Annotated in this window: 18 protein-coding genes; 2 read left to right on the top strand and 16 right to left on the bottom strand. The window is 70.5% G+C overall.

What is annotated here, in order from left to right:
• Positions 1-18: 18 nt before the first annotated feature.
• The 14 genes from AC1HIL_RS10210 to gspG form a co-directional block, all read right to left on the bottom strand.
• Positions 19-2,121 carry a LamG-like jellyroll fold domain-containing protein gene (locus AC1HIL_RS10210; protein ID WP_479671730.1) on the bottom strand — a complete coding sequence of 701 codons (2,103 nt, stop codon included), beginning with the start codon at positions 2,119-2,121 and terminating at the stop codon, positions 19-21.
• A 231-nt stretch (positions 2,122-2,352) separates the two neighbouring features.
• Positions 2,353-3,339 (bottom strand): 5'-nucleotidase, encoded by a 987-nt coding sequence (locus AC1HIL_RS10215; protein ID WP_261217708.1) that lies wholly within the window; start codon positions 3,337-3,339, stop codon positions 2,353-2,355.
• Between the two features lie 17 nt (positions 3,340-3,356).
• Positions 3,357-3,941, bottom strand: coding sequence for a DUF7822 domain-containing protein (locus AC1HIL_RS10220; protein ID WP_479671731.1), 585 nt, complete (start codon positions 3,939-3,941; stop codon positions 3,357-3,359).
• A gap of 39 nt (positions 3,942-3,980) precedes the next feature.
• Positions 3,981-5,219 (bottom strand): type II secretion system inner membrane protein GspF, encoded by a 1,239-nt coding sequence (gene gspF, locus AC1HIL_RS10225; RefSeq protein WP_057593768.1) that lies wholly within the window; start codon positions 5,217-5,219, stop codon positions 3,981-3,983.
• Positions 5,220-5,234: 15 nt separating this feature from the next.
• On the bottom strand, positions 5,235-6,626 hold the full coding sequence (locus AC1HIL_RS10230) for a GspE/PulE family protein (protein ID WP_057593767.1): 1,392 nt from the start codon (positions 6,624-6,626) through the stop codon (positions 5,235-5,237).
• Between the two features lie 61 nt (positions 6,627-6,687).
• Positions 6,688-9,018 carry a type II secretion system secretin GspD gene (gene gspD, locus AC1HIL_RS10235; RefSeq protein WP_479671732.1) on the bottom strand — a complete coding sequence of 777 codons (2,331 nt, stop codon included), beginning with the start codon at positions 9,016-9,018 and terminating at the stop codon, positions 6,688-6,690.
• Positions 9,019-9,025: 7 nt separating this feature from the next.
• On the bottom strand, positions 9,026-9,826 hold the full coding sequence (gene gspN / locus AC1HIL_RS10240) for a type II secretion system protein N (protein WP_057598074.1): 801 nt from the start codon (positions 9,824-9,826) through the stop codon (positions 9,026-9,028).
• Positions 9,827-9,854: 28 nt separating this feature from the next.
• Positions 9,855-10,421 carry a type II secretion system protein GspM gene (gspM, locus tag AC1HIL_RS10245; protein ID WP_057598076.1) on the bottom strand — a complete coding sequence of 189 codons (567 nt, stop codon included), beginning with the start codon at positions 10,419-10,421 and terminating at the stop codon, positions 9,855-9,857.
• Entirely contained in the window at positions 10,418-11,629 is a 1,212-nt protein-coding gene (gspL, locus tag AC1HIL_RS10250; protein WP_057594109.1) for a type II secretion system protein GspL, read from the bottom strand. Before gspL ends, gspM begins: the two co-directional genes overlap by 4 nt.
• 128 nt (positions 11,630-11,757) lie before the next feature.
• Positions 11,758-12,756: a type II secretion system minor pseudopilin GspK gene (gspK, locus tag AC1HIL_RS10255; protein WP_057594108.1), complete on the bottom strand. Its 999-nt coding sequence runs from the start codon at positions 12,754-12,756 to the stop codon at positions 11,758-11,760.
• Positions 12,753-13,463 (bottom strand): PulJ/GspJ family protein, encoded by a 711-nt coding sequence (locus AC1HIL_RS10260; RefSeq protein WP_413764411.1) that lies wholly within the window; start codon positions 13,461-13,463, stop codon positions 12,753-12,755. Before AC1HIL_RS10260 ends, gspK begins: the two co-directional genes overlap by 4 nt.
• Entirely contained in the window at positions 13,463-13,855 is a 393-nt protein-coding gene (gene gspI / locus AC1HIL_RS10265) for a type II secretion system minor pseudopilin GspI (protein WP_057594106.1), read from the bottom strand. Before gspI ends, AC1HIL_RS10260 begins: the two co-directional genes overlap by 1 nt.
• Entirely contained in the window at positions 13,852-14,331 is a 480-nt protein-coding gene (locus tag AC1HIL_RS10270; protein WP_057594105.1) for a prepilin-type N-terminal cleavage/methylation domain-containing protein, read from the bottom strand. Before AC1HIL_RS10270 ends, gspI begins: the two co-directional genes overlap by 4 nt.
• The gene (gene gspG, locus AC1HIL_RS10275; protein WP_057594104.1) at positions 14,306-14,746 is read right to left on the bottom strand and encodes a type II secretion system major pseudopilin GspG; all 441 of its coding nucleotides are present in this window, start codon (positions 14,744-14,746) and stop codon (positions 14,306-14,308) included. The genes AC1HIL_RS10270 and gspG overlap by 26 nt, the downstream gene beginning before the upstream one ends.
• A gap of 50 nt (positions 14,747-14,796) precedes the next feature.
• Between gspG and AC1HIL_RS10280 the strand changes: the two genes are divergently transcribed.
• Positions 14,797-15,435 (top strand): type II secretion system protein N, encoded by a 639-nt coding sequence (locus AC1HIL_RS10280; protein ID WP_479671733.1) that lies wholly within the window; start codon positions 14,797-14,799, stop codon positions 15,433-15,435.
• A 51-nt stretch (positions 15,436-15,486) separates the two neighbouring features.
• Here AC1HIL_RS10280 and ilvA read toward each other — a convergent pair whose 3' ends face one another.
• Positions 15,487-17,079, bottom strand: a complete 1,593-nt coding sequence (gene ilvA, locus AC1HIL_RS10285) for a threonine ammonia-lyase, biosynthetic (RefSeq protein WP_172705316.1) — start codon at positions 17,077-17,079, stop codon at positions 15,487-15,489.
• A 70-nt stretch (positions 17,080-17,149) separates the two neighbouring features.
• On the opposite strand from ilvA, the gene AC1HIL_RS10290 reads away from it, so the two are divergent.
• Complete coding sequence (locus AC1HIL_RS10290; protein WP_057594102.1) at positions 17,150-18,280, top strand: hypothetical protein; 1,131 nt, start codon at positions 17,150-17,152, stop codon at positions 18,278-18,280.
• A 199-nt stretch (positions 18,281-18,479) separates the two neighbouring features.
• Here AC1HIL_RS10290 and AC1HIL_RS10295 read toward each other — a convergent pair whose 3' ends face one another.
• Positions 18,480-19,769 (bottom strand): porin, encoded by a 1,290-nt coding sequence (locus tag AC1HIL_RS10295; RefSeq protein WP_296731300.1) that lies wholly within the window; start codon positions 19,767-19,769, stop codon positions 18,480-18,482.
• Between the last annotated feature and the right edge of the window lie 163 nt (positions 19,770-19,932).

A 19,932-nucleotide genomic window follows, 5' to 3' on the forward strand; every position in this document is an offset into this window, starting at 1 on the left:
AACGGAATGCGATGGCGCTCAGGGCTCGAGCGTGGACAGCGGCTGGCCCGACTTGAAGATGCTCGTGAGCTCGTCGGCCGCGAGCGCGCGGTTCCAGATCGCGAACTCGTTGAAGTCGAGCGGGCCGCGCGGCGAGCTGGTCCAGCGCTTGTAGTACTGGCCGGTGCCGTCCTCGTTGAGGCTCAGGCCGTTCTTCAGGCCGCCGAGCTGGGCCACGATGTCGGCGTTGAGGGTGGCGCTGCCGGTCTGCAGCGCGCGCGCGGCGTCGAACAGGTAGCCGGTCATCTTCAGGTTGGCCTTGTCGATCACGACCGCCACGTAGGCCCACTGGCCGGCGCTCAGGCGGTAGCCGTTGCTGTCGGCGCGGCCGCCGCCCTTGCCGACGTTGAAGCGCAGTTCGCAGCCGTCGAACAGGCCGATCGCGAGGCCGGCGTTGCTGCCGCTGTCGTAGTTCTTGTTGGCGATCACCGAGGCGCCGTCGCCCGCGCCCACGCTGCAGCTCGCGTCGGTGCGCAGCCAGAAGCCGATGGTGTAGGCCGTGACCGAGGGCGCGGTCGCCACGTCGGCGGTCTGCACCAGGCGATAGCCGGCGGTGCCGTCGGCGGTCTTCACGCTGCTGTCCACGCGCAGGGCCTTGGCCTTGTACGGGGCCTTGAAGCCATCGTCCACGAGGCTGCCGCCGTCGGCGCCGGCGGCCCAGGGCGCGAGCGTGGAGGCGCTCTTGCGGTCGGCGGGCGGCAGCGCGTCGAGCGGGTAGTAGTTGACCAGGCCGTTGCGCAGCGTGGGCGCGAGCGTGGCGGGCTTCACGTAGGTGACGCGCGCCGGCAGCGCGAGGCTCGCATCGCCCGCGACCACGGTGTAGTCGAAGGCCAGGATGCCGTCGCTGGCCGCCTCCACGGGATCGTTGTTGGCGGTGGCACCGGCCGCGAGCGTGGCGACCAGCTTGCCGTCGCGCAGCACCTTCACCGGCACGTTCGCGTTGCCCGCGAGCGTCCACGAGAGGTCGACGCTGGCCTTGTCGGCGCCGGTCGTTGCCACCAGGCCGCGCAGCGCGGTGGCGGCCTGCAGCGGCTGGCCGTTGAAGCGATAGGCCTCGGCCGCGGGCAGCGCGCCGAGGTGGCGCAGCACGGTCGGCGCGATGTCGGTCGCGGCGGCCAGCTTCGTCAGCGTGGCGACGTCGGCGGGCGCGGCCTCGCCGGTGGCGGGCAGCGCGGCCAGCGTCTTGTTGCTCGCGACGAAGATCGTCTTGGTCTGCGCGCTCTGCGTGCCGGTCGCGTTGCCGAAGGCATCGAGGCCGTTGGGCGTGGTGAGCACCACGAGCCAGTCTTCCTTCGCATCGTTGGCGCTGCGCCGCGCGATGCGCGCGAGCAACTGGCCGACCGCGGCGGCGGTGTCGGACACGGCGCGCTGGTAGGCCTCGCCGCGCGGGCCGGAGGGCGCGGCCGCGGCGGGCGCGCCGTACTGCGCCACCAGCAGGTCCCAGCCCTGGTCGATGAGCTGCGCGGTGCGTTCGGTCACGCAGGCGTCGGCGCCCGCGCAGTCGACGGCGGCATCGAGCGTGCCGCTCTCGTTCGCGAGCAGCGAGCGGTAGTTGGCGCCGGCCGTCACCGAGGCGGTGAGGTAGCCGGCGTCCTTCTTCAGCTTCGCGAGCGCGAACACCGAGGGCGCGAGCTTGGCGTCGATGCGCTGGTCGGCCGTGTCCCACTGCACCGAGTGGCGCTGCGCCCAGGTGCCGGTCACGAGCGTGGCCCAGCCGGGGCTCGCGGTGGTGCGCTGCTCGGTGAGCGCGCCATTGGCGCCGCCGGTCCAGGCCGGCGCGAGCTTCAGGCCCTGCAGCGCGGGCACCTTGTTCTGCGCCATCGCATCGCGCAGCGCGGCGTGGGTGAGGCCGTCGATCTGCACCACCAGGGCCTTGGGGCCGCTCTTGCCCTGGTTGGTGGTGGGCAGGTTGCCGTCGCCGTTGCCGCCGCCGGCGGGTGGTGTCGCGACCGGCGGGAAGACCACGCCGCCGCCGCCACCGCCGCCGCATGCGGCGAGCGCCATGGCCGCGGTCAGCGGCAGCAGCCAGCGGGTCGCGGCGCGTGATCGGAATGCGGGGAGCGCGTGAAGTTTCGGACGCATCGTGGAGCCCTGGAATGAGATGGAACGGAGTGCCGGTGACAGTCGGCTGGAGGCAAAAAAAAGTGCCCGGAGGGCACGTGTGCGGACGCCGCGAAGATTAGGGAGAACCCGTGACGCAGCAGTGAATCGCGCATGACAATGCGAAGGCATGCGCGTGACAGCGCATCGCCGGTTACTGCGAAAGAATGAAGTTGGCGGTGGCCGGCGGGTTCGGCCCCGCGCCCTTCGCGCCTAGCGCGAGCGCGGCTTCGCGGGCTTCGCCGCGGCCTTGGGCGCGCGTTGCTTCGATGGCGCCTTCGCGGCCTTCGCCGCTTCGCGCGCGGGCTCGTTGCTGATCCCGCTCGAGACATGCCCCGCCGGCACATGCCGCGCCGCCGCATCGACATGCCCGGTCTGGTCGTCGAAGAAGAAGTCGGGCTCGAACTCGCGCAGGAACTCGCCCTTGGGCAGGCCGCCGAGGAACATGGCCTCGTCGACGCGGATGTTCCAGTTCATCAGCGTGCGGATGGCGCGTTCGTGCGCGGGCGCGCTGCGCGCCGTCACCAGCGCGGTGCGGATGCGCATCTGCGCATTGCCCGCCATCTGCAGCCGGTGCAGCGCGGCCAGCAGCGGCTTGAACGGGCCGCCGGGCAGCGGCAGGTCGACCTTGCTCGCCTCGTGCGCCTGGAAGGCATCGAGGCCCTCGGCCTGGAACACGCGCTCGGCCTCGTCGCTGAACAGCACGGCGTCGCCGTCGAAGGCGATGCGCACCTCGTTGGGCCAGGCATCGCTGGCCTTCACCGATTCGACCAGCACGCGCGCGGCCGGGAAGCCCGCGGCCAGCGCCTCGCGCACGTCCTGCGCGTTGACCGAGAGGAACAGGTGGGCGCGCAGCGCGCGCAGGTAGCCGAAGGGCGGGCGGCCCTGCGTGAACACGCCGCGCTGCAGCTTGATGTCGGCCGCGGCGCTGGAGCGGAAGATGCGCATGCCCGAGACCGGGTCGTTGCGCGAGAGGATCACGACCTCGACGCGCTGCACGCCATCGTCGTTGAAGCGCAGCAGCTTGCGGATCAGCGAGTAGGCGATACCGGGCGCGGCCGGCACGTCGAGGCGCTCGAGCTGCAGCTTCATGTAGCCCGCGTCGTCGCCCGACTCGAAGATCTCGTTCTCTTCTTCGAGGTTGAACAGGGCGCGCGAGGAGATCGCGACCACGAGCTTGTCTTCGAGGGTGACGGGCATGGCGTGCGGTTGGACGGTCAGGAGTCGTCGCGGCCATCGTCGGCCGCATCGAACGAGAAGTAGAGCGTATCCGACCAGTGGCCCAGGCCGAGCTCGCGGATCGGCGCCTCGACCACCTGCTGCGCGGGCGGCAGCAGGCGTTGCCAGATGTTCTTCGGCCGCGGCGCGAGCGTGGCGAGCGTGCGCTCGATCTCGGCGTCGAGGTCGCCCAGGCCCAGGCGCAGCTTCTCGACCGCTTCGGCCACGGGCGCGTCGCCCATGCCCAGCACCTCGGCCGGCTCGAGCACGAACCATTCGTCGGGCCGCGTGTGTTCGTTCAGGAAGCGCAGCGCCTCCTCGCGCATCGGCGAGATCGCGGGATGCTCGATGCGCGCGAGGAAGGCGGCCGCGCGCGCGATGCCCGGGCCGCAACGCCCGGCCAGCGCGAGCGGCCCGGGCTCGTTCCAGATCGCCGAGCGGCAGGGCCGCGTCTCGCACGAGACCAGCAGCCGGAACAGCAGCGGCACCGCGTACGCATGCTCGGAGATGCCGCGCAGCGTGGACGGGCTGGCCTGCGCATCGGGCAGGGCGGTGCTGGCATAGAGGTAGCTTCGATTCGCCATCGGCTTGCTCCTTGCCCGCGGCCGGACCGCGCGCGGGCGCTACTTCACGAACTGGTTGAGCTGGATGATCGGCAGCATCACGGCCAGCACGATCAGCATCACCACGCCGCCCATCGCCACGATCAGCAGCGGCTCGAGGATGGTGGCCAGGTGCATGGCGCGGCGCTGCACTTCGGCGCCGAGCTGGTTGGAGGCGCGCTGCAGCATCAGCGGCAGCGTGCCGGTCTGCTCGCCGAGCCGCGCGAACATCGACACCAGGCCCGGAAAGCGTTTCTTCTGCGCCAGCGCCGAGGCCAGCGGCGCGCCCTCGCGCACCAGCACCAGCGCATCGAGCGCGTCGGCGCGCATGGCGCGGTTGCTCAGGGTCTCGGCGGCCGCTTGCAGCGCGCGCAGGATCGGCACGCCGGCGGTGGCCAGCATGGCGAGCGTGCTCGCGAAGCGCGCCGCGTTGTAGCCGCGCGCGAGCTTGCCCACCAGCGGCAGCTTGAGCCAGGCGGCGTCGAACTTGAGGCGGAAGGCCTCCTGCGCCAGCGCCAGCCGCGCGCCGATGGCGGCCAGCAGCACGGCGCCGAGCATCCACCAGCCGTAGTTGCGCACCGCGGCGCTGAGGCCCAGCATCACGGTGGTGAGGAAGGGCAGCGAGCGCTTGGTGCCCGCGAACACCTGCGCCACCTGCGGCACCACGTAGCTCACGAGGAAGATCACGATCACGATCGCCACCAGCGTGACGATGGCCGGGTAGAGCGCCGCGCCGACCAGCTTCTGCTGCAGCGCCTGGCGTTCCTCGAGATCGTCGGCCAGGCGGTCGAGCACCAGGCCGAGGTTGCCGCTCTGCTCGCCGGCGCCGATCACGGCGGTGTAGATCGGCGAGAACTCGCGCGAATGCGCCGACAGCGCGCGCGCGAACGGCGAGCCGGCGTTGACCTCCGCGCGCAGCGAGGCCACGAGGTTGCGTTGCTGTTCCGATTCGGCCTCGTCCGTGAGCGCCGTGAGCGCGCGCTCGAGCGGCAGGCCCGAGGAGACCAGGCCCGCGAGCTGGCGCGTCCAGACCGCGAGACCGGTGGAATTGAAGACCCGCTTGCCGCCGCCGAGCCAGCGCGACAGGCCGCTCGCCTGGCCGGTGCCGTTGACGTGGTCGCTGCCGACCGGCTTGACCGACAGCGGGATCAGCGCCTGGGCGCGCAGCATGCTGCGCGCGCTGCGCGCGGTGTCGGCTTCGAGCACGCCTTCGCGCGACTGGCCGGCGGCATCGATGGCTTCGAAGGAATAGGCGGGCATGGCGGAACTCGCGCGCTAGTCGCGCGTGACGCGCAGGAGCTCGGCGCGCGAGGTGATGCCGGCCTGCACCAGCCGTTCGCCGTCCTCGCGCATCAGGCGCAGGCCGCCCTGCGCGCCGGCCTTGAGCAGCTCGCTCTCGGCCGCCTTGCTGTGGATCAGGCCCTGGATGGTCTCGTCGGCCACCAGCAGCTCGAAGATGCCGGTGCGGCCCTGGTAGCCGGTCTGGCCGCAGGCCTCGCAGCCGGCGCCGCCGCAGCTGGTGCAGACCTTGCGCACCAGCCGCTGCGCGAGCACGCCCAGCAGCGAGGAACTCAGCAGGAAGGGCTCGACGCCCATGTCGGTGAGACGCGTGACGGCGCTGACCGAGTCGTTGGTGTGCAGCGTGGCCAGCACCAGGTGGCCGGTGAGCGAGGCCTGGATCGCGATCTGCGCGGTCTCGAAGTCGCGGATTTCGCCGATCATGATCACGTCCGGGTCCTGCCGCAGGATGGCGCGCAGGGCCTTGGCGAAGGTGAGCTCGATCTTGGCGTTGATCTGGGTCTGGCCCACGCCCGGCAGCTCGTACTCGATCGGGTCTTCCACCGTCATGATGTTGCTGCGGCTCGCATCGAGCCGGGCCAGCGCGGCATACAGCGTGGTGGTCTTGCCCGAGCCGGTGGGGCCGGTCACGAGGATGATGCCGTGCGGCTGCGTGATCAGCTTCTCGAAGCGCTCTAGCGTGTCGCCCAGCATGCCCACCGATTCGAGCGTGAGCTTCGACTCGCTCTTGTCGAGCAGGCGCAGCACGGCGCGTTCGCCGTGCGCGCTCGGCAGCGTCGACACCCGCACGTCGACCGCGCGCGTGCCGATGCGCAGCGAGATGCGCCCGTCCTGCGGCAGCCGCTTCTCGGAGATGTCGAGGTCGGCCATGATCTTCAGGCGCGAGATCAGCGCGGCATGCAGCGCGCGGTTGGGCTGCACCACTTCGCGCAGCGTGCCGTCGATGCGAAAGCGCACCGACGACGTGCGCTCGTAGGGCTCGATGTGGATGTCGCTGGCGCCGTCGCGCGCGGCCTGCGTGAGCAGCGCGTTGAGCATGCGGATGATGGGCGCGTCGCCCGCGCTTTCCAGCAGGTCCTCGACCGCCGGCAGCTCCTGCATCATGCGCGAGAGGTCGGCGTCGCTCTGCACCTCGCTGACCACCGCGGCGGCGCTCGATTCGCCCTGGGCGTAGGCGGCGCTGATGCGCTGCGCGAGCGGGCCGTCGGCCAGCACCTCGAAGGCCTGCACGCCGTACTTGCGCGTGACCTCGCCGACGGCGCTGCGCGCGGGGTGGCTCGACATCCACAGCGTGTAACGGCCGTCGTCGGCTTCCTCGAGCAGCAGTTGCTGGCTGCGGGCGAAGGCGTAGGGCAGGGGATAGCGCATGGGGCGGGTCGGCGGGGCGTGGTCGGTGCGTGGTTCGAGCGGGGCGGGCGGCCTTCGGGCCTCAGGGCATTTCGCGTTGCGTGGCCGGGTCGGCGGTGGGCGGCAGGGCGCCGCGCAGCGGGCTGGCCGGCAGCTTGCGGTTGTCGGGCGCGGGGATCGGTGGCGGGATCAGCTGCGTGCCTTCCTCGCGCAGGCTGCCCGAGGGAGCGCGCGGCGCGCGCGTCAGCGGCGTGTCGGGCAGGATCGGCGCGGCGTCGACCTTGTTGAGCATCGGGTTGCCGGTGTCGGGCTGGGCCTGGACCTGCAGGGCGCGGATCTGGTCGTAGCGGTCGAAGGCGAAGGCCTCGGTGGAGGCGGCGTCGCGCATCACGACCGGGCGCAGGAACATCATCAGGTTGTTCTTCTCGCGCGAGCGGGTCTCGTTCTTGAACAGGTTGCCCACGACCGGGATGTCGCCGGCCAGCGGCACCTTCTCGATCTTGTTGCCGTAGTTGTCGGACAGCAGGCCGCCCAGCATGACCAGGCCGCCGTCTTCCACCAGCACGCTCGATTCGAGCGAGCGCTTGTTGGTGGTGGGGCCGTTCGGGTCGGTCAGGCTGCCGGGCAGCACGGTCGAGATCTCCTGGAAGATGCTCATCTTCACGGTGCCGTTCTCGTTGATGGTCGGGCGCACGCGCAGCGTGAGGCCGACGTCCTTGCGTTCGACGGTGGTGAAGGGGTTGAGGCCGCCCGTGGTGGGGTTCGAGTAGGAGCCGGTCGGGAAGGGCACGTTCTGGCCGATCACGATCTTGGCCTCCTCGTTGTCCAGCGTCAGCAGGTTCGGCGTGGACAGCACGTTCGTGTCGTTGTCGCTGGCGAAGAAGTTGGCGATGGCGCCCAGCACGTAGTGGCCGCCGATCTTGCCGCCGATGCCGATGTTGAAGCCCTGCGGCAGCGAGATGCCCTGCGGGTTGCGCGTGGCGATCGCCGCCGTGAGCGCCAGCAGGTTGGTGCCGGTCAGGCTCGAGTTGGTGCCGAGCACCGCGTTGTTGCCGAGCGCGCTCTGCCATTGCACGCCGAACTGCGCGGCCTTGGTCGCGTTCACCTCGACCACCAGCGCCTCGATCATGACCTGGGCGCGGCGGCCGTCGAGCCTGTCGATCACGGCGCGCATCTGGCGGTACTGCGGCTCGGGCGCGGTGATGATCAGCGAGTTGGTCGACGGGTCGGCCTGGATCTGGCCGCCGGTCGAGGGCTGGTTGGCGTTGTTGAGCGGCGCGCTCGCCTGCGGCGAACTGCCGTTCTGCGAGTTGCTGTTGCCGAAGTTGACCGGCATGGCGGCCGACAGGTTGGGCTGCGACTGTGCCGCGGCCGCGCCGGCGCCGCCGGCCGCGCCGGGCTGGCCCTGGTTGTTGGTCTGCGCCGCCGCCATCGCCGCGCGCAGCGTGGCCGCGAGCCGTACCGCGTCGGCGTTCTTCAGGTAGACCACGTAGATGTTGCCGGCCGCGCCGTTGCTGTTGTCGATGGCGGGGCGGTCAAGCTTCTCGACCAGCGTGCGCACCAGCGCCGCGCGCGCCGGGTTGGCCGCGCGCAGGATCAGCGCGTTGCTGCGCGGATCGGCCATCAGCGTGGTGCGGAACGAGGCATCCGTGCCGCCCGGGGCCGCGGCCGCGCCGGGCTGGCCGGTGGCGCCGCCGCCGTCGACCAGGCGCTGGATCAGCGGCACGATGTCGGTGGCGATCGAGTGCTTGAGCGGGATCACGTCGATGTCGGAGGCGTTGGGCACGTCGAGCGCCGCGATGATGCGCGCGAGGCGGCGCATGTTCTCGGCGTAGTCGGTGATCACGAGCGAGTTGTTGCCCGGGTTCACGTTGATGGTGTTGTTCGGCGGGATCAGCGGCCGCAGCACCGGCAGCAGGTTGTTCGGCGATTCGTAGTTGAGGCGGAAGATCTGCGTGATGATCTGGTTGCCCGCCACCGCGGCGGTGCCGCCCGTGGTGGTGGTGACGGTGCTGGTCTGCAGCTTGGCGTCGGCCTCGGGCACGATCTTGTAGAGGCCGTCGGCCTCGACCACCGCGAAGCCCTGCAGCCGCAGCGCCGAGGCGAACTGGTTGAAGGCGGCCGAGGGCGGGATCGCGCGGTCGGTCACGAGGTTCATCGTGCCCTTCACGCGCGGATCGACCACCACGTCGCGTCCCGTGACCACCGCCATGGTGCGCGCCACGGCCTCGATGTCGGCGTTCGCGAAGTTCAGCGTGATCGGCTCGCCGCGGCGTGGCGCCTCGCCCTGCGCGAAGGCCGGCATCAGCGCGAGCGGCGCGGCCTGCAGGAAGGTGGCGGCGATCAGCAGCCGGACCGCATGCGCGACCAGGCCACGGGGGGCGCGGGGGAGGGAGCTCAGGGGCGTCGTCATGGTCAGGTCAACCCAGGGTGATGATCGAGCGCGCGTTGTCGCGCCGCCCGATGATGTTCAACAAGTTGGAGAGAGCGTCTTCGCTGCCCGGCGCGGCACTGGCCTCGCCGTTGAAGCGGAATGCGGTGCCGTTCCAGCTGCCGCTGCCGTTGAGCTCGAGGCTGCCCTGGCGCGTGCTCAGCAGCAGCGAGGGGCGGTTGCCGCCCTCGAGCGCGAGGCGGTAGCTGCCCATCGGCCGCAGGGTCGAGAGGCTGGAGGAAACGTCGGTGGCGTCGAGCGTGGCCTGGCCCGCGATGCGCAGCACCGGGCCGTCGGTGCGCAGCGAGAAGGCGCGCGTCGAGAGGTCGAGCGTGCCTTCGAGCTTGAGCGTGTTCCAGGGCGCGCCGAGGCCGCTGAGCATGGTGGCGGGCCAGCGCGAGCGGCCGTCGCCCCAGTCGATCTGCACGCCGCCGGCGCGCGGGCCGGCGCGCAGCTCGAGCGGCTGGGCGGCGCAGCAGGGCAGGTCGAGCGATGCGGACACGCCGCCCCAGCCCGGCCGCAGGCGCCAGTTGAGCGTGCCGGGCAGCGAGACGGCTTCGCCGCCGCCCGCGCCGCTCGCGAACACCACGGCCGCGGCGCCGTTCCAGACCGTGCCGCGCGGATTGACCAGCAGCAGCCGGCCCTCGCTCCAGCTCGAGAGGCCGGCCGCGAGCCAGCGCGCGGGCGCGAACAGCACCAGCGCGACCAGCGCGCCGACGACGATGCCGAGCACGGCCCAGCGCCAGCCGCGGCGCGGCTTGGGAGAAGACAGCGGGGCGCGCGTCAGCATGGACGGGGGCACCGGTGGAGGGGGCGGCTCATCGCGCGGCCGGCAGCGTCATGACGAGGGTGCCCTCCCAGCGGATCTGCGGCGGCTCGGGCGTCTTGTCGCGCGCGGCGGCCTGCGCCGGGCCGGTGGGCGGGGTCGGCGTGGCGGCGACGGCGCGCGTGAGATGCGCCTCGCGCGGCACCGCATGCGCATTGCCGCGCGCCTGCGCGAGCCATTGCGCGAGCGCGTCGGCGGCGGTGGGACGCAGCGTGACGGTGGCGACGTCGCCGGAGCCGCCGCCACCGGTCATCAGCTGGCCGCTGGCGCCGATGCCCTGGCGCACCGAGGTCTCGAGCGCGCGCAGCGCGTCGTCGCGCGCCAGCCGCGGTTGCGACTGCAGCGCCTTGGCGCGGTTCTGCAGGGTGGCCATCTGCTGCAGCTGCGCGTCGAGCTTCGCGTGCTCGGCCGGCGCGGCCCAGAGGGTGCGCAGCGCGGGCGCGAGCGCGATCCACCACAGCAGGGCCAGCGCCACCAGCGAGACGGCGGCGATCACCATGCGGCGCTCGCGCATCGCGAGGACGGCCCAGCGGGCCTTGAGTTCTTCGGTGAATTTCATCGGGTGGCCTCGGCCTGTACCAGCAGCAGATCGCCCTCGGTGCGCACGCCGTAGCCGCGCGGCGCCATCGCGGACGTGAGCTGCGAAACCTCGGAGGGCTGCAGCCCGAGGCCGCGCAGACGCAACTGGCCGGCCACGTAGTCGATGGCGCTCGGCACGCGGCCCGGCGGAAGATTGCCGGCGAGCGCGCCGAGCATGGGTTCGAAGTCGCCGCTGGTCACATCGCCCACGGCGAGCTGCAGCGCGGCGACTTCGCGCTGCATCTGCACCGGCGCGTCGACCACCAGCTTGACGGCGGGGAAGGTCTGCGTGAGCACGCCCTTGACGGCTTCGCGCTTGGCCTCGAGCGCGCTGCGCTCCTTCCAGGCCCAGGCGTTGAGGCCGACGAGCTGCACCAGCACCAGCACCACCGCGCCCCAGCGCGCGGCGCGCCATTCGGGCGCGTAGCGCAGGGTCTGGACCACGGAGGCGAATTTCTTGCCGGCGCGCGCGCGGCCCGTGACCGCGAGGTCGAACTGCGCGAGCTCCCAGCGCGAGCGCGCGGCCTGCAGCCAGCGCTGCGGCGCCTGCACGATCGGCACGCGCTGCTCGAGCAGCCGTTCGGCCGCCGCGGCCACGGCCGGCTCGGCCGAGATCACGGCGGTGTCGGCCGGCAGGCCGGCCGAGAGCGCGAGGCCGGCGCCCGCGAGCGGCAGCGAGACCACGCCGTCGGCGTCGCAGACCGTGAGCTGCGGGGCTTCGGGCTCGCCGGTGATCAGCAACTGCGGCGGGCCGTCGGCCGGCTGCGGCGCGAACTCGGGAACGATGCGGGTGACGCGCCGGCCGCTGGCCTCGAGCGCCTGCACCACCGAGCGCAGCCAGATGCGGTTGCAGGCCGCGACCCACACCGGATCGCCGGCGCGCGCCTCGGGCTCGAGGGCGAAGTGCAGCGCCTCGGGGTCGTCGAGCAGGTGTTCCTCGAGCAGGCCATCGAGCACGGCGCGCAGCTTGGAGGCGCTGCCCATGCTGCCCTTGGGCAGCGTGACGCGGTGCCACGAGAGCGCGGTCGACGGCACGCCGAGCGTGACCTCGCTGCCCGAGGGCAGCAGCGCGAGCAGTGCGCGGCCATGGTCGCGCAGCACGATGCCGTCGTCGCCGGCCTGGGCCCAGTCGTACTCGCCCGCGGCGTCGGCCGGAGGCAGGGGAGCGATGAGCAGCAGCGGGGTCATGGGGGTGTGGGGAAAAGCCGGTGATTGTAGGTGGGCGTCTTACAAAGGCGCACTACGTTTTTCATAGCGTACCTGACAGATGTGACGGGCGTTGGAAGGCTTTTATGCTCGGAAAAATGTAACGGGCCTCAGGGTTTGACCGAGGTGTAGGTGGCGCCGGTGCCGCGCGTACGCCACAAGGTCTTGACGGTGACGCCATCGCGTTGCAGCAGCGAACGCTCGTCGACCCAGGTGCGGTCGATGCGCAGGCGGCCGTAGACCTCGAAGAACTGCGTGGCGACGCCGTGCTGCTCGGCGTTGAACAGGCCGCCGTCGGCGGGCAGGCCGGCATTGGCGTCCGCGAAGGTCTTGAAGTACGTGCGCGTGCGTCGTTCCACCAGCTGGCGCGCGTTGGCGATGGTGAGCGAGGGCAGGCTGGCGGCAATGACTTCGGCGGACGCCGTGTTGAGGTTGATCGGCGTGCGGATCGGCAGCACCGTGACGTAGGGCTCGAGCGCGGCCGCGGTCGCAGGCGAGAGGCCGAGCCACACGAGCTGCGACACCTCCTGCGGCATCAGCGGCGCGCTGGCGCCGTCGTCGGCCGGTGCGCCGGCCGAGGCATCGGTGGTGGTGTTCAGGGTGCGCGTCAGCGAGGCGACCATCGCGTTGAGTTCGGCGCCCGGCAGGTTCAGCAATCCGAACAGCTTGGTGAAGGCGGCGACCGCCGCTGGCACCGGCTTGCCCGCATTCACCAGCGTCAGCACGTTGAGCTTGGACTGCGCATCGACGATGCGGCCCGAGAGGAAGGCATCGGGCAGGCCCTCGAGCTGGTCGCTCGAGACGTTCTTGTCGGCCGCCAGGAAGCTGGTGAGCCGCGCTTCCTCGAGCGGCACGGCCCAGGGCTCGGCCAGGTGGTCGGGGCCGCCGGCGCGGCCGTCCTCGCGCAGGATCAGGCGCGACCAGTCGAGCGCGCCGACCAGCACCCAGGCCGCCTGCACGCGCGCGCGCTCGGCCGATTCGACCTCGGACGCGCGCCACTGCTGCCACAGCGCGGCGGCGGCGAAGGTGGCGACCAGCGTCACGGTGAGCATCGCGGCCAGCAGCGCGGCGCCGGCCTGCCGATGGCGTTGGTGGTGGCGTGGCGTCATGAGCGTTGCGATCCCACGGTGGGCCGCACCCAGTCGCGCGTGAGCGTGCCCGAGAGGCCGTCGCCCGGCGGCAGGGTGAGCACCAGCCGAACGCCGTCGGGCATGCTGACGATCGAGCCGGTCGGTGCCTGCGGATTGGCCGGCGTGGCCTGCAGTTCGCTCGCGGGCACCCAGACGTCGTTGCGGAAGTAGTAGAGCTGCCAGCTCTGCACCGGGATCAGCACCGTGTCGCTGAAGCCGTTGGGGCCGCCGTAGCTGCCCTGCGCGCCGCCGTTTTCCTGCGCCCACGCGGCGGCCTGGGTCCAGGCCTGCTGCCAGGCGCCACGGGTGCTGAAGGGAGGCGATTGCCAGCGGCGCCAGCGCACGCCGTCGGGGCCGGCGCGCAGCGTCCAGGCCACCACCAGCACGCCGGGGTTGGCGGCGTCGCCGCCGCTGCGCGTGAGGCGCAGCACGCGGCCGTCCCAGTCGATCGGCCGCGTCTGCGCGAGCGCGACCACCGCGTCGAGGTCGGTGCTCCATTGCGCCAGCGTGGTCTGCAGCGTGAGCACCGCGTCGGCGCGCAGCTGGTTCTGCGAGGTGGCGCGCGACATGCCGTCGAGCCCACGCCAGCTGACCAGCGCGAGCAGCGCCATCACCGCGATCGCGACCAGCAGCTCGATCAGCGTGAAGCCGCGGGCGCGGGTTGTGCGGGCAGGCCTGCGGTTCATCAGTAGCGCCCCACCACCGTCGACAGGCGCAGGATCGGCGCATCGACCGCGTCGCGCACCTGCACGTCGACGCGGTTGAAATTGGGATTCAGCGTGGGGGACACGGTGGTCGTCACGTTGAAGCTCGCGCCGGCCTGGGCGCAGATGGAGCCCGAGATGCCCACGCCCGGCATCTGGCGCGCGAGCCGGGCCTTGGCCAGTTCGTTCTCGGCGCACAGGTCGGCCAGCAGCAGGTCGGACTGGCGCTGCGCGTTGCGCGTGAGCGCCATCGTCGCCTCGGAGCCCGCGGCCAGCGCGAGCGCGACGATGCCGAGCGCGATCAGCACCTCGATCAGCGTGAAGCCGCGGCGGCGCCGCGCGGCGGCCGCGGCGCGGGGGGCGCGCTGCCTCATGGATTGCTGACCGAGAAGGGGCGCAGGCCGTCGGTCGCGATGCGCAAGGTGCGCGCGGGCGGGCCGTCGGAGGACAGCAGCACCTGCTGGGGCGCGATGATCGGATCGGGGCCGAGCAGCAGCGCCGCGACCGGAATGCCGTTGGCGAAGAAGGCCTGCGCCGTCATGCCCTGCGAGGCCCAGCCGTTGGGCAGCGTGCCGGGCGGCAGGCCGTCGAACACGAAGCTGCCGCCCTCGACCAGGCGCCAGCGCACCGCGATGCCGCTGGCGCGCGACTGGGCGCGGGCCGATTCGAGCAGCGCGGCGAGGCGGTCGGCCTCGCGGTCGAGCCGGGCCTGGCCGCTGTCGCGCATCGCGAAGCTCACGCCGGCCGTGGCGATCGCGATCACCGCGATCACCACGATCAGTTCGATCAGCGTGAAGCCCGCGGCCCGGCGGCCGGCGCGGCGTCTATTGCCAGCTGCCGATGTCGGCATTCTTGCCCTCGCCGCCGGCCTGTCCATCGGCGCCGAGCGAGAGCACGTCGATTTCGCCCTTGATGCCTGGGTTCATGTACTGGTAGGGATGACCCCAGGGGTCGTTCGGGAGCTTTTCGACGTAAGGCTTCCAGTTGGGGGCCGCCGGGCCGGTGGTCGGGCGCACCAGCAGCGCCTGCAGGCCCTGTTCGGCCGTGGGATAGCGCTGGTTGTCGAGGCGGTAGAGCTTGAGCGCCTGCATCAGGTTGTTGATGTCGGTCTTGGCGGCCGTCACGCGGGCGTCATCGGCCCGCTCGATCACGTTCGGCACGATCAGCGCGGCCAGCACGCCGATGATGACGAGCACCACCATCAGCTCGATCAGCGTGAAGCCGCGCTGGGCGGAACGGGTGGCGGCGCGAAGGAGTTTGGTCATGGATTTCGGTGACATGGTTCGGAAAGCGCGCTGCATGATAATCCGCGGCCATGACAAGTCCCTATACCGCCGCGCGCTGGCATGCGCCCCTCGCAACCACGGGCCTGTGGGCGCTCGCGGCCGGTGCGGCCGTGTTCTGGGGCCTGCGGCTGGCGTCGCCGGTGCAGACCGTCGCCGCGGCCGCTGCCGCCGGACGGCCCGCCGCGGCCGCCGATAACGACGCGGTGGCGCGGATCTTCGGCGTGCTGCCGGCCTCGAACAACGCGCCGGTGGCGCCCGAGGCGGCCAGCCGCTTCGCGCTCGCGGGCGTGGTGGCCGACCCCTCGAGCCAGGGCGCGGCGCTGATCGCCATCGACGGCAAGCCGCCGCGGCCCTTCCGCGTGGGCTCGCGCGTCGGCGAGGGCTACGTGCTGCAGTCGGTCGGACTGCGCTCGGCGACGCTGGGCACGCGGATGGATGCGCCGGCCGCGTTCACCTTGCAGCTGCCGGTGAAGGCGCCGATCAACGTGAGCGTGCCGCCGCCGATCGGTTCGGCACCCGTGATGCAGGCGCCTCCGAATCCGGGCGTGCTGCCCGCGACCATGCCCGCGATGGCGCCTGCCGCCGCCGCGCTGCAGCCGCAGCCGCAGCCGCAGCCGGACGGGGCGGCAATGCCGCAGCCCGGGCAGGGCGGGGCGACCGCGCAGTAGCGCCGCGTTGGGCGGAAAGAAAAAAACCGGCAGCGCGCCGGTTTTCTTCTTTCAGGCCTGGAGGAACAGGCGGTACGCGGGGTTCGCGGTTTCTTCCACGTAGGGATAACCCAGGGTTTCGAGGAAAGCGTCGAATGCTTCGCCGTCGCCGGCGGGCACCTGCAGGCCGACCAGGATGCGGCCGTAATCCGCACCCTGGTTGCGATAGTGGAACAGGCTGATGTTCCAGTTCGGACGCATCAGGCTCAGGAACTTGAGCAGCGCGCCGGGACGCTCGGGGAAGATGAAGCGCAGCAGGCGCTCGTCGTGCGCGAGGCCGGTGCGCCCGCCGACGAGGTGGCGCAGGTGTTCCTTGGCGAGTTCGTCGTGCGTGAGATCGAGCGCGTCGAAGCCGTTCTCGCCGAAGGCCTTCGCGATGACCGCCGACTCGCCGCGCGTCGAGGTCGTGAGGCCGACGAAGACATGGGCCTGGGCCGCGTCGCTGATGCGGTAGTTGAACTCGGTCACGTTGCGCAAGCCGCCGCCCGGAGTGGCCGCGTTCGTGTCGGCGTCGCCGATCGGCATCTGGCCGACCAGCTCGCACAGGCGCCGGAAGCTGCCGCGCTCCTCGGGGATCGTGACCGCGAACAGCGCTTCGCGCTCCTCGCCGACTTCCGCGCGTTCGGCCACGAAGCGCAGGCGGTCGAAGTTCATGTTCGCGCCGCTGAGGATCGCCGCGTAGGTCTCGCCATGGCGGCCATGCTGCGCCGCGTACTGCTTGATCGCCGCCACCGCCAGCGCGCCCGAAGGCTCGACGATGCTGCGCGTGTCGACGAACACGTCCTTGATCGCGGCGCAGACCGCGTCGGTGTCGACCGAGACGTAGTCGTCCACCAGGTCGCTCGCGACGCGGAAGGTTTCCTCGCCCACCAGCTTGACGGCGGTGCCGTCGGCGAACAGGCCCACGTCGGACAAGGTCACGCGCTGGCGCGCCGCGACCGATCGCATCATCGCGTCGGAGTCGTTCATCTGCACGCCGATCACCTTGATCTCGGGACGCACGGCCTTGATGTAGTTGGCCACGCCCGAGATCAGGCCGCCGCCGCCGATCGCGACGAAGACCGCATCGAGCCGGCCCTGGTGCTGCCGCAGGATCTCCATCGCGATCGTGCCCTGGCCCGCGATCACCTCGGGATCGTCGAAGGGGTGGACGAAGGTCAGCTTCTGTTCGGCCTGCAGTTCGAGCGCGCGCGTGTAGGCGTCGGAATAGCTGTCGCCATGCAGCACGACCTCGCCGCCGAAGCCGCGCACCGCATCGATCTTGAGCTTGGGCGTCGTCACCGGCATCACCACCACCGCGCGCGCGCCGAGCTTGCGCGCGCCGAGGGCCACGCCTTGCGCATGGTTGCCGGCCGATGCGCAGATCACGCCGTTGGCGAGTTGCTCGGCGCTCAGGTGCGCCATCTTGTTGTAGGCACCGCGCAATTTGAAGCTGAAGACGGGCTGCTGGTCCTCGCGCTTGAGCAGCACCGTGTTGCCGATTCGCTCGCTCAGCGCGCGCGCTTTTTCGAGGGCCGATTCGACCGCCACGTCGTACACGCGGGCGTTGAGAATTTTTCGGAGATAGTCGGCAGGTGTCAGTGCCGACGAGGGTGCATGGCGCACGATTGTTCCTGGGGAGAATTTTGTTAACAACGAATGATAAGAGGCATCGGGATTGCATACGGGAGATGACATGGACACAAATGTCATAACTCTCTTTCCCAACGCGCCTGCCGCCAATGATTCCGGTTTTTTTGGACGCACCTATCCCGCAGTCCCACCGGCCGCCGAAAAGTTCAAAGACGGACAGAATCTGTTATCAATTTCTGTCAGTGATCTTTCCGAAAAGTTGATGCATGCGGAGGCCGCGCGCGTTCAACGTGGGGAGATAGGACGCGCCACCTGGCAGGTGATGGGCAACAGATTGCGTGCGCATGTCCTTCCGCTGCTGGGGGATTTGCCCGCGCAGGCGTTCGGCACGCGCGATGCGCAGCGGCTCATCGATCGGCTCGGCGACGAGGGCTTCACGAGCACGACGATCGCGCAGTACCTCGTGCTGCTGCGCAAGGTCGTGATGCATGGCGTGCACATCGGTGTGTTGCGCGAAGCGCCGCTGTTTCCGAAGGTGAAGGTGCGCAGCCGGCCGCGCGGAAGCTTCAGCGTGGCCGAGTACCGCGCATTGATCGCCGCGGCGCGCAGGTTGCGCGGCCGATCGCATCCCGTGCTCGATGCACTCGCGCCCGGCGAGCGCTTCTGGATCGCGCGCGAGCTGCTGGTGATGCCCGACGAGATGCCGTGGCTGATCCGCTGGATGGTCAACACCTTCGTGCGGCCGAGCGACATCAAGCTCATGAAGCACAAGCACATCGAGGTGGTGCGCGCGAAGCATGTCTACCTGCGCATGAACCTGCCGGAGACGAAGCGCCACAGCCAGCCCATCGTGAGCCTGCAGCCCGCGGTGCGTGTCTACGAACGCCTCGTCGCGCACCGCGCGAGACACGGCTTCGATGGCGCGGACGACTACATCTTCCTGCCGCAGCTCAAGAACCGCGAGCACGCGCTCGCGGTGCTCAACTTCCTCTTTCACTGGGTGCTCGAGGTCGAAGGCATCGAGAAGGGGCCGCTGGGGCAGGACCGCACGCTCTACTGCCTGCGCCATACCGCCATCACGTTGCGTTTGCTCTATGGGCAAGGCATCGACATGCTGACCTTGGCGCGCAATGCAAGAACGAGTGTCAACATGGTCGAGCGCTTCTATGCGTCGGTGCTCAATGGGGAAATGAATGTGGGGCTGTTGCAAAGCCGTCGGGGACGCACGGTGTGAGAGGGCTGCGATGAACCCGCCGGTCCTCGAGGCTTGAGGCCGGCGCCGCAGGCGCGGAAGAGGCGGATTCGGAAAGAGCGTCGACACAACGCTCGACACGGACGACCAAAAAGCCGCCCGGCGCGAACCGGGCGGCTTGGGATGGGAAGGATTCGATCTGGCGGGAGCCAGCATCGGAATCGGCTTCTTTCAGATCGGCTTAGAACGCGTGGCGGATGCCGATGTCGTAACCGGTGGCCGTGCGCGGAGCCCAGCCGAGGTTCTTCGCGGCGTCCAGGTAAGCGGGGGTGCCGCCCGTGGTCGCGCCCATCACGCCGGGGTTGTTCTGGCCGTCCTTGATGCGGATGCGAGCCACCGTGGCGTACAGCGCGGTGCGCTTCGACAGGTTGTGCACGTAACCGATGGCGAGCTTGTTGGCCGAAGCATCACGGTTGCCGCCGAAGAGCGCTTCCGCGACGCTGAGCGGCGCGCCGTTCTTGAACTTGACCGTCGAGTACGAAGCGCGGATCAGGCCCGGGCCGACCGGCACCGTCACGCCCAGCAGGTAGCCGTTGTACTTGTCGCTCTGCGAGCTGGTGGCGAAGTAGGGGACCGACTGCAGCGTGAGGGGGTTCACGAAGCTCGAGCTCGCGCCCGTTTCGTTCTTGTCCTTCACGCGGGACACCTCGCCGAAGAGCTTGACCGGACCGAAGTCGTACGAAGCGCCGAGGTTGAAAGTGCTGATCTTGCGATCCTGCGAGCCGGTGATGAGCGACAGGTTGTTGATGGTCACGCTGTCGGCGGCGGTGCTTTGCCCGTAGGCGGCAGCCACGTCGATCGGGCCGTTGGCGTAGCCGAAGCGGCCGCCGACGTAGCGACCCTTGGTCGACGGGCTTTCGGGCAGGCCGCTCGACTTCACGTTCTCGTGCAGCGCGTACTGGATCTGGCCGTAGAAACCGCCCAGGTTCGGAGGCAGGAAGTATCCGATGCTGTTGCTGGCGCGGTAGTAGTTGTCGGTCTTGTCCACGGCGGAGCCGGGGCCGGACGAGGTCGACAGGTTGCTGTTGATCGTGGCGATGAGGTTGGTGCCGACGCCATTGGTGCCGAACGGATCGAACACGGTGTCGTTCCAGAAGGTCGAGGTGTAGTCGCGACCGAGGCGGACTTCACCGAAACCACCCGACAGGCTCACGGTCGAGCGGCGGCTGAAGTCGGCGACGCCCTTGGAGCCGTCGTCGTTGCTGATGGGGGCCTCGAGCCAGAAGCTGGCGGCCAGGCCGCCGCCGAGGTCCTCGGTGCCGCGGAAGCCGAGGCGGCTGGAGTTGTAGCCCGAACGCGAGAGCGCGGTCTGGCTCTGTTTCACGCCGACGGGTGCCACCAGGAAGGGGTTCGCGAGCGGGCTGTAGTAGGTGCTCTTCGTCGAGTAGTTGCTGACTGCGGCATCGACCACACCGAACAACGTGACGGAAGACTGGGCCGAGGCAACACCGGCAACAGCCAGGGCAGCCAGAGCAACTGCCCTTCGGAGCGGATGGCTAGAGTGGGCGCGGCGCCCAAGAAAAAAGCCCCGGGCCTTGCGGCTCGGGGCTAAATCCACCAATTGGAAGGGTGGAGGAGACAACTTGCACGCACCGGGGTGCGCAATGAAATAAAGTATATCGGTTGTTTGTTGC

It is taken from the genome of Variovorax sp. ISS6, assembly GCF_056523145.1.

What these genes read in the sequence shown, in the direction of transcription:
- gspL (WP_057594109.1), bottom strand. Translation starts at nt 11,629, where the DNA reads ATGACCCCGCTGCTGCTCATCGCTCCCCTGCCTCCGGCCGACGCCGCG.
- gspN (WP_057598074.1), bottom strand. Translation starts at nt 9,826, where the DNA reads ATGCTGACGCGCGCCCCGCTGTCTTCTCCCAAGCCGCGCCGCGGCTGG.
- AC1HIL_RS10290 (WP_057594102.1), top strand. Translation starts at nt 17,150, where the DNA reads ATGGACACAAATGTCATAACTCTCTTTCCCAACGCGCCTGCCGCCAAT.
- gspF (WP_057593768.1), bottom strand. Translation starts at nt 5,219, where the DNA reads ATGCCCGCCTATTCCTTCGAAGCCATCGATGCCGCCGGCCAGTCGCGC.
- gspD (WP_479671732.1), bottom strand. Translation starts at nt 9,018, where the DNA reads ATGACGACGCCCCTGAGCTCCCTCCCCCGCGCCCCCCGTGGCCTGGTC.
- gspI (WP_057594106.1), bottom strand. Translation starts at nt 13,855, where the DNA reads ATGAGGCAGCGCGCCCCCCGCGCCGCGGCCGCCGCGCGGCGCCGCCGC.
- AC1HIL_RS10280 (WP_479671733.1), top strand. Translation starts at nt 14,797, where the DNA reads ATGACAAGTCCCTATACCGCCGCGCGCTGGCATGCGCCCCTCGCAACC.
- AC1HIL_RS10215 (WP_261217708.1), bottom strand. Translation starts at nt 3,339, where the DNA reads ATGCCCGTCACCCTCGAAGACAAGCTCGTGGTCGCGATCTCCTCGCGC.
- gspK (WP_057594108.1), bottom strand. Translation starts at nt 12,756, where the DNA reads ATGACGCCACGCCACCACCAACGCCATCGGCAGGCCGGCGCCGCGCTG.
- gspM (WP_057598076.1), bottom strand. Translation starts at nt 10,421, where the DNA reads ATGAAATTCACCGAAGAACTCAAGGCCCGCTGGGCCGTCCTCGCGATG.
- AC1HIL_RS10260 (WP_413764411.1), bottom strand. Translation starts at nt 13,463, where the DNA reads ATGAACCGCAGGCCTGCCCGCACAACCCGCGCCCGCGGCTTCACGCTG.
- AC1HIL_RS10220 (WP_479671731.1), bottom strand. Translation starts at nt 3,941, where the DNA reads ATGGCGAATCGAAGCTACCTCTATGCCAGCACCGCCCTGCCCGATGCG.
- AC1HIL_RS10270 (WP_057594105.1), bottom strand. Translation starts at nt 14,331, where the DNA reads ATGCCGACATCGGCAGCTGGCAATAGACGCCGCGCCGGCCGCCGGGCC.
- AC1HIL_RS10210 (WP_479671730.1), bottom strand. Translation starts at nt 2,121, where the DNA reads ATGCGTCCGAAACTTCACGCGCTCCCCGCATTCCGATCACGCGCCGCG.
- AC1HIL_RS10230 (WP_057593767.1), bottom strand. Translation starts at nt 6,626, where the DNA reads ATGCGCTATCCCCTGCCCTACGCCTTCGCCCGCAGCCAGCAACTGCTG.
- gspG (WP_057594104.1), bottom strand. Translation starts at nt 14,746, where the DNA reads ATGACCAAACTCCTTCGCGCCGCCACCCGTTCCGCCCAGCGCGGCTTC.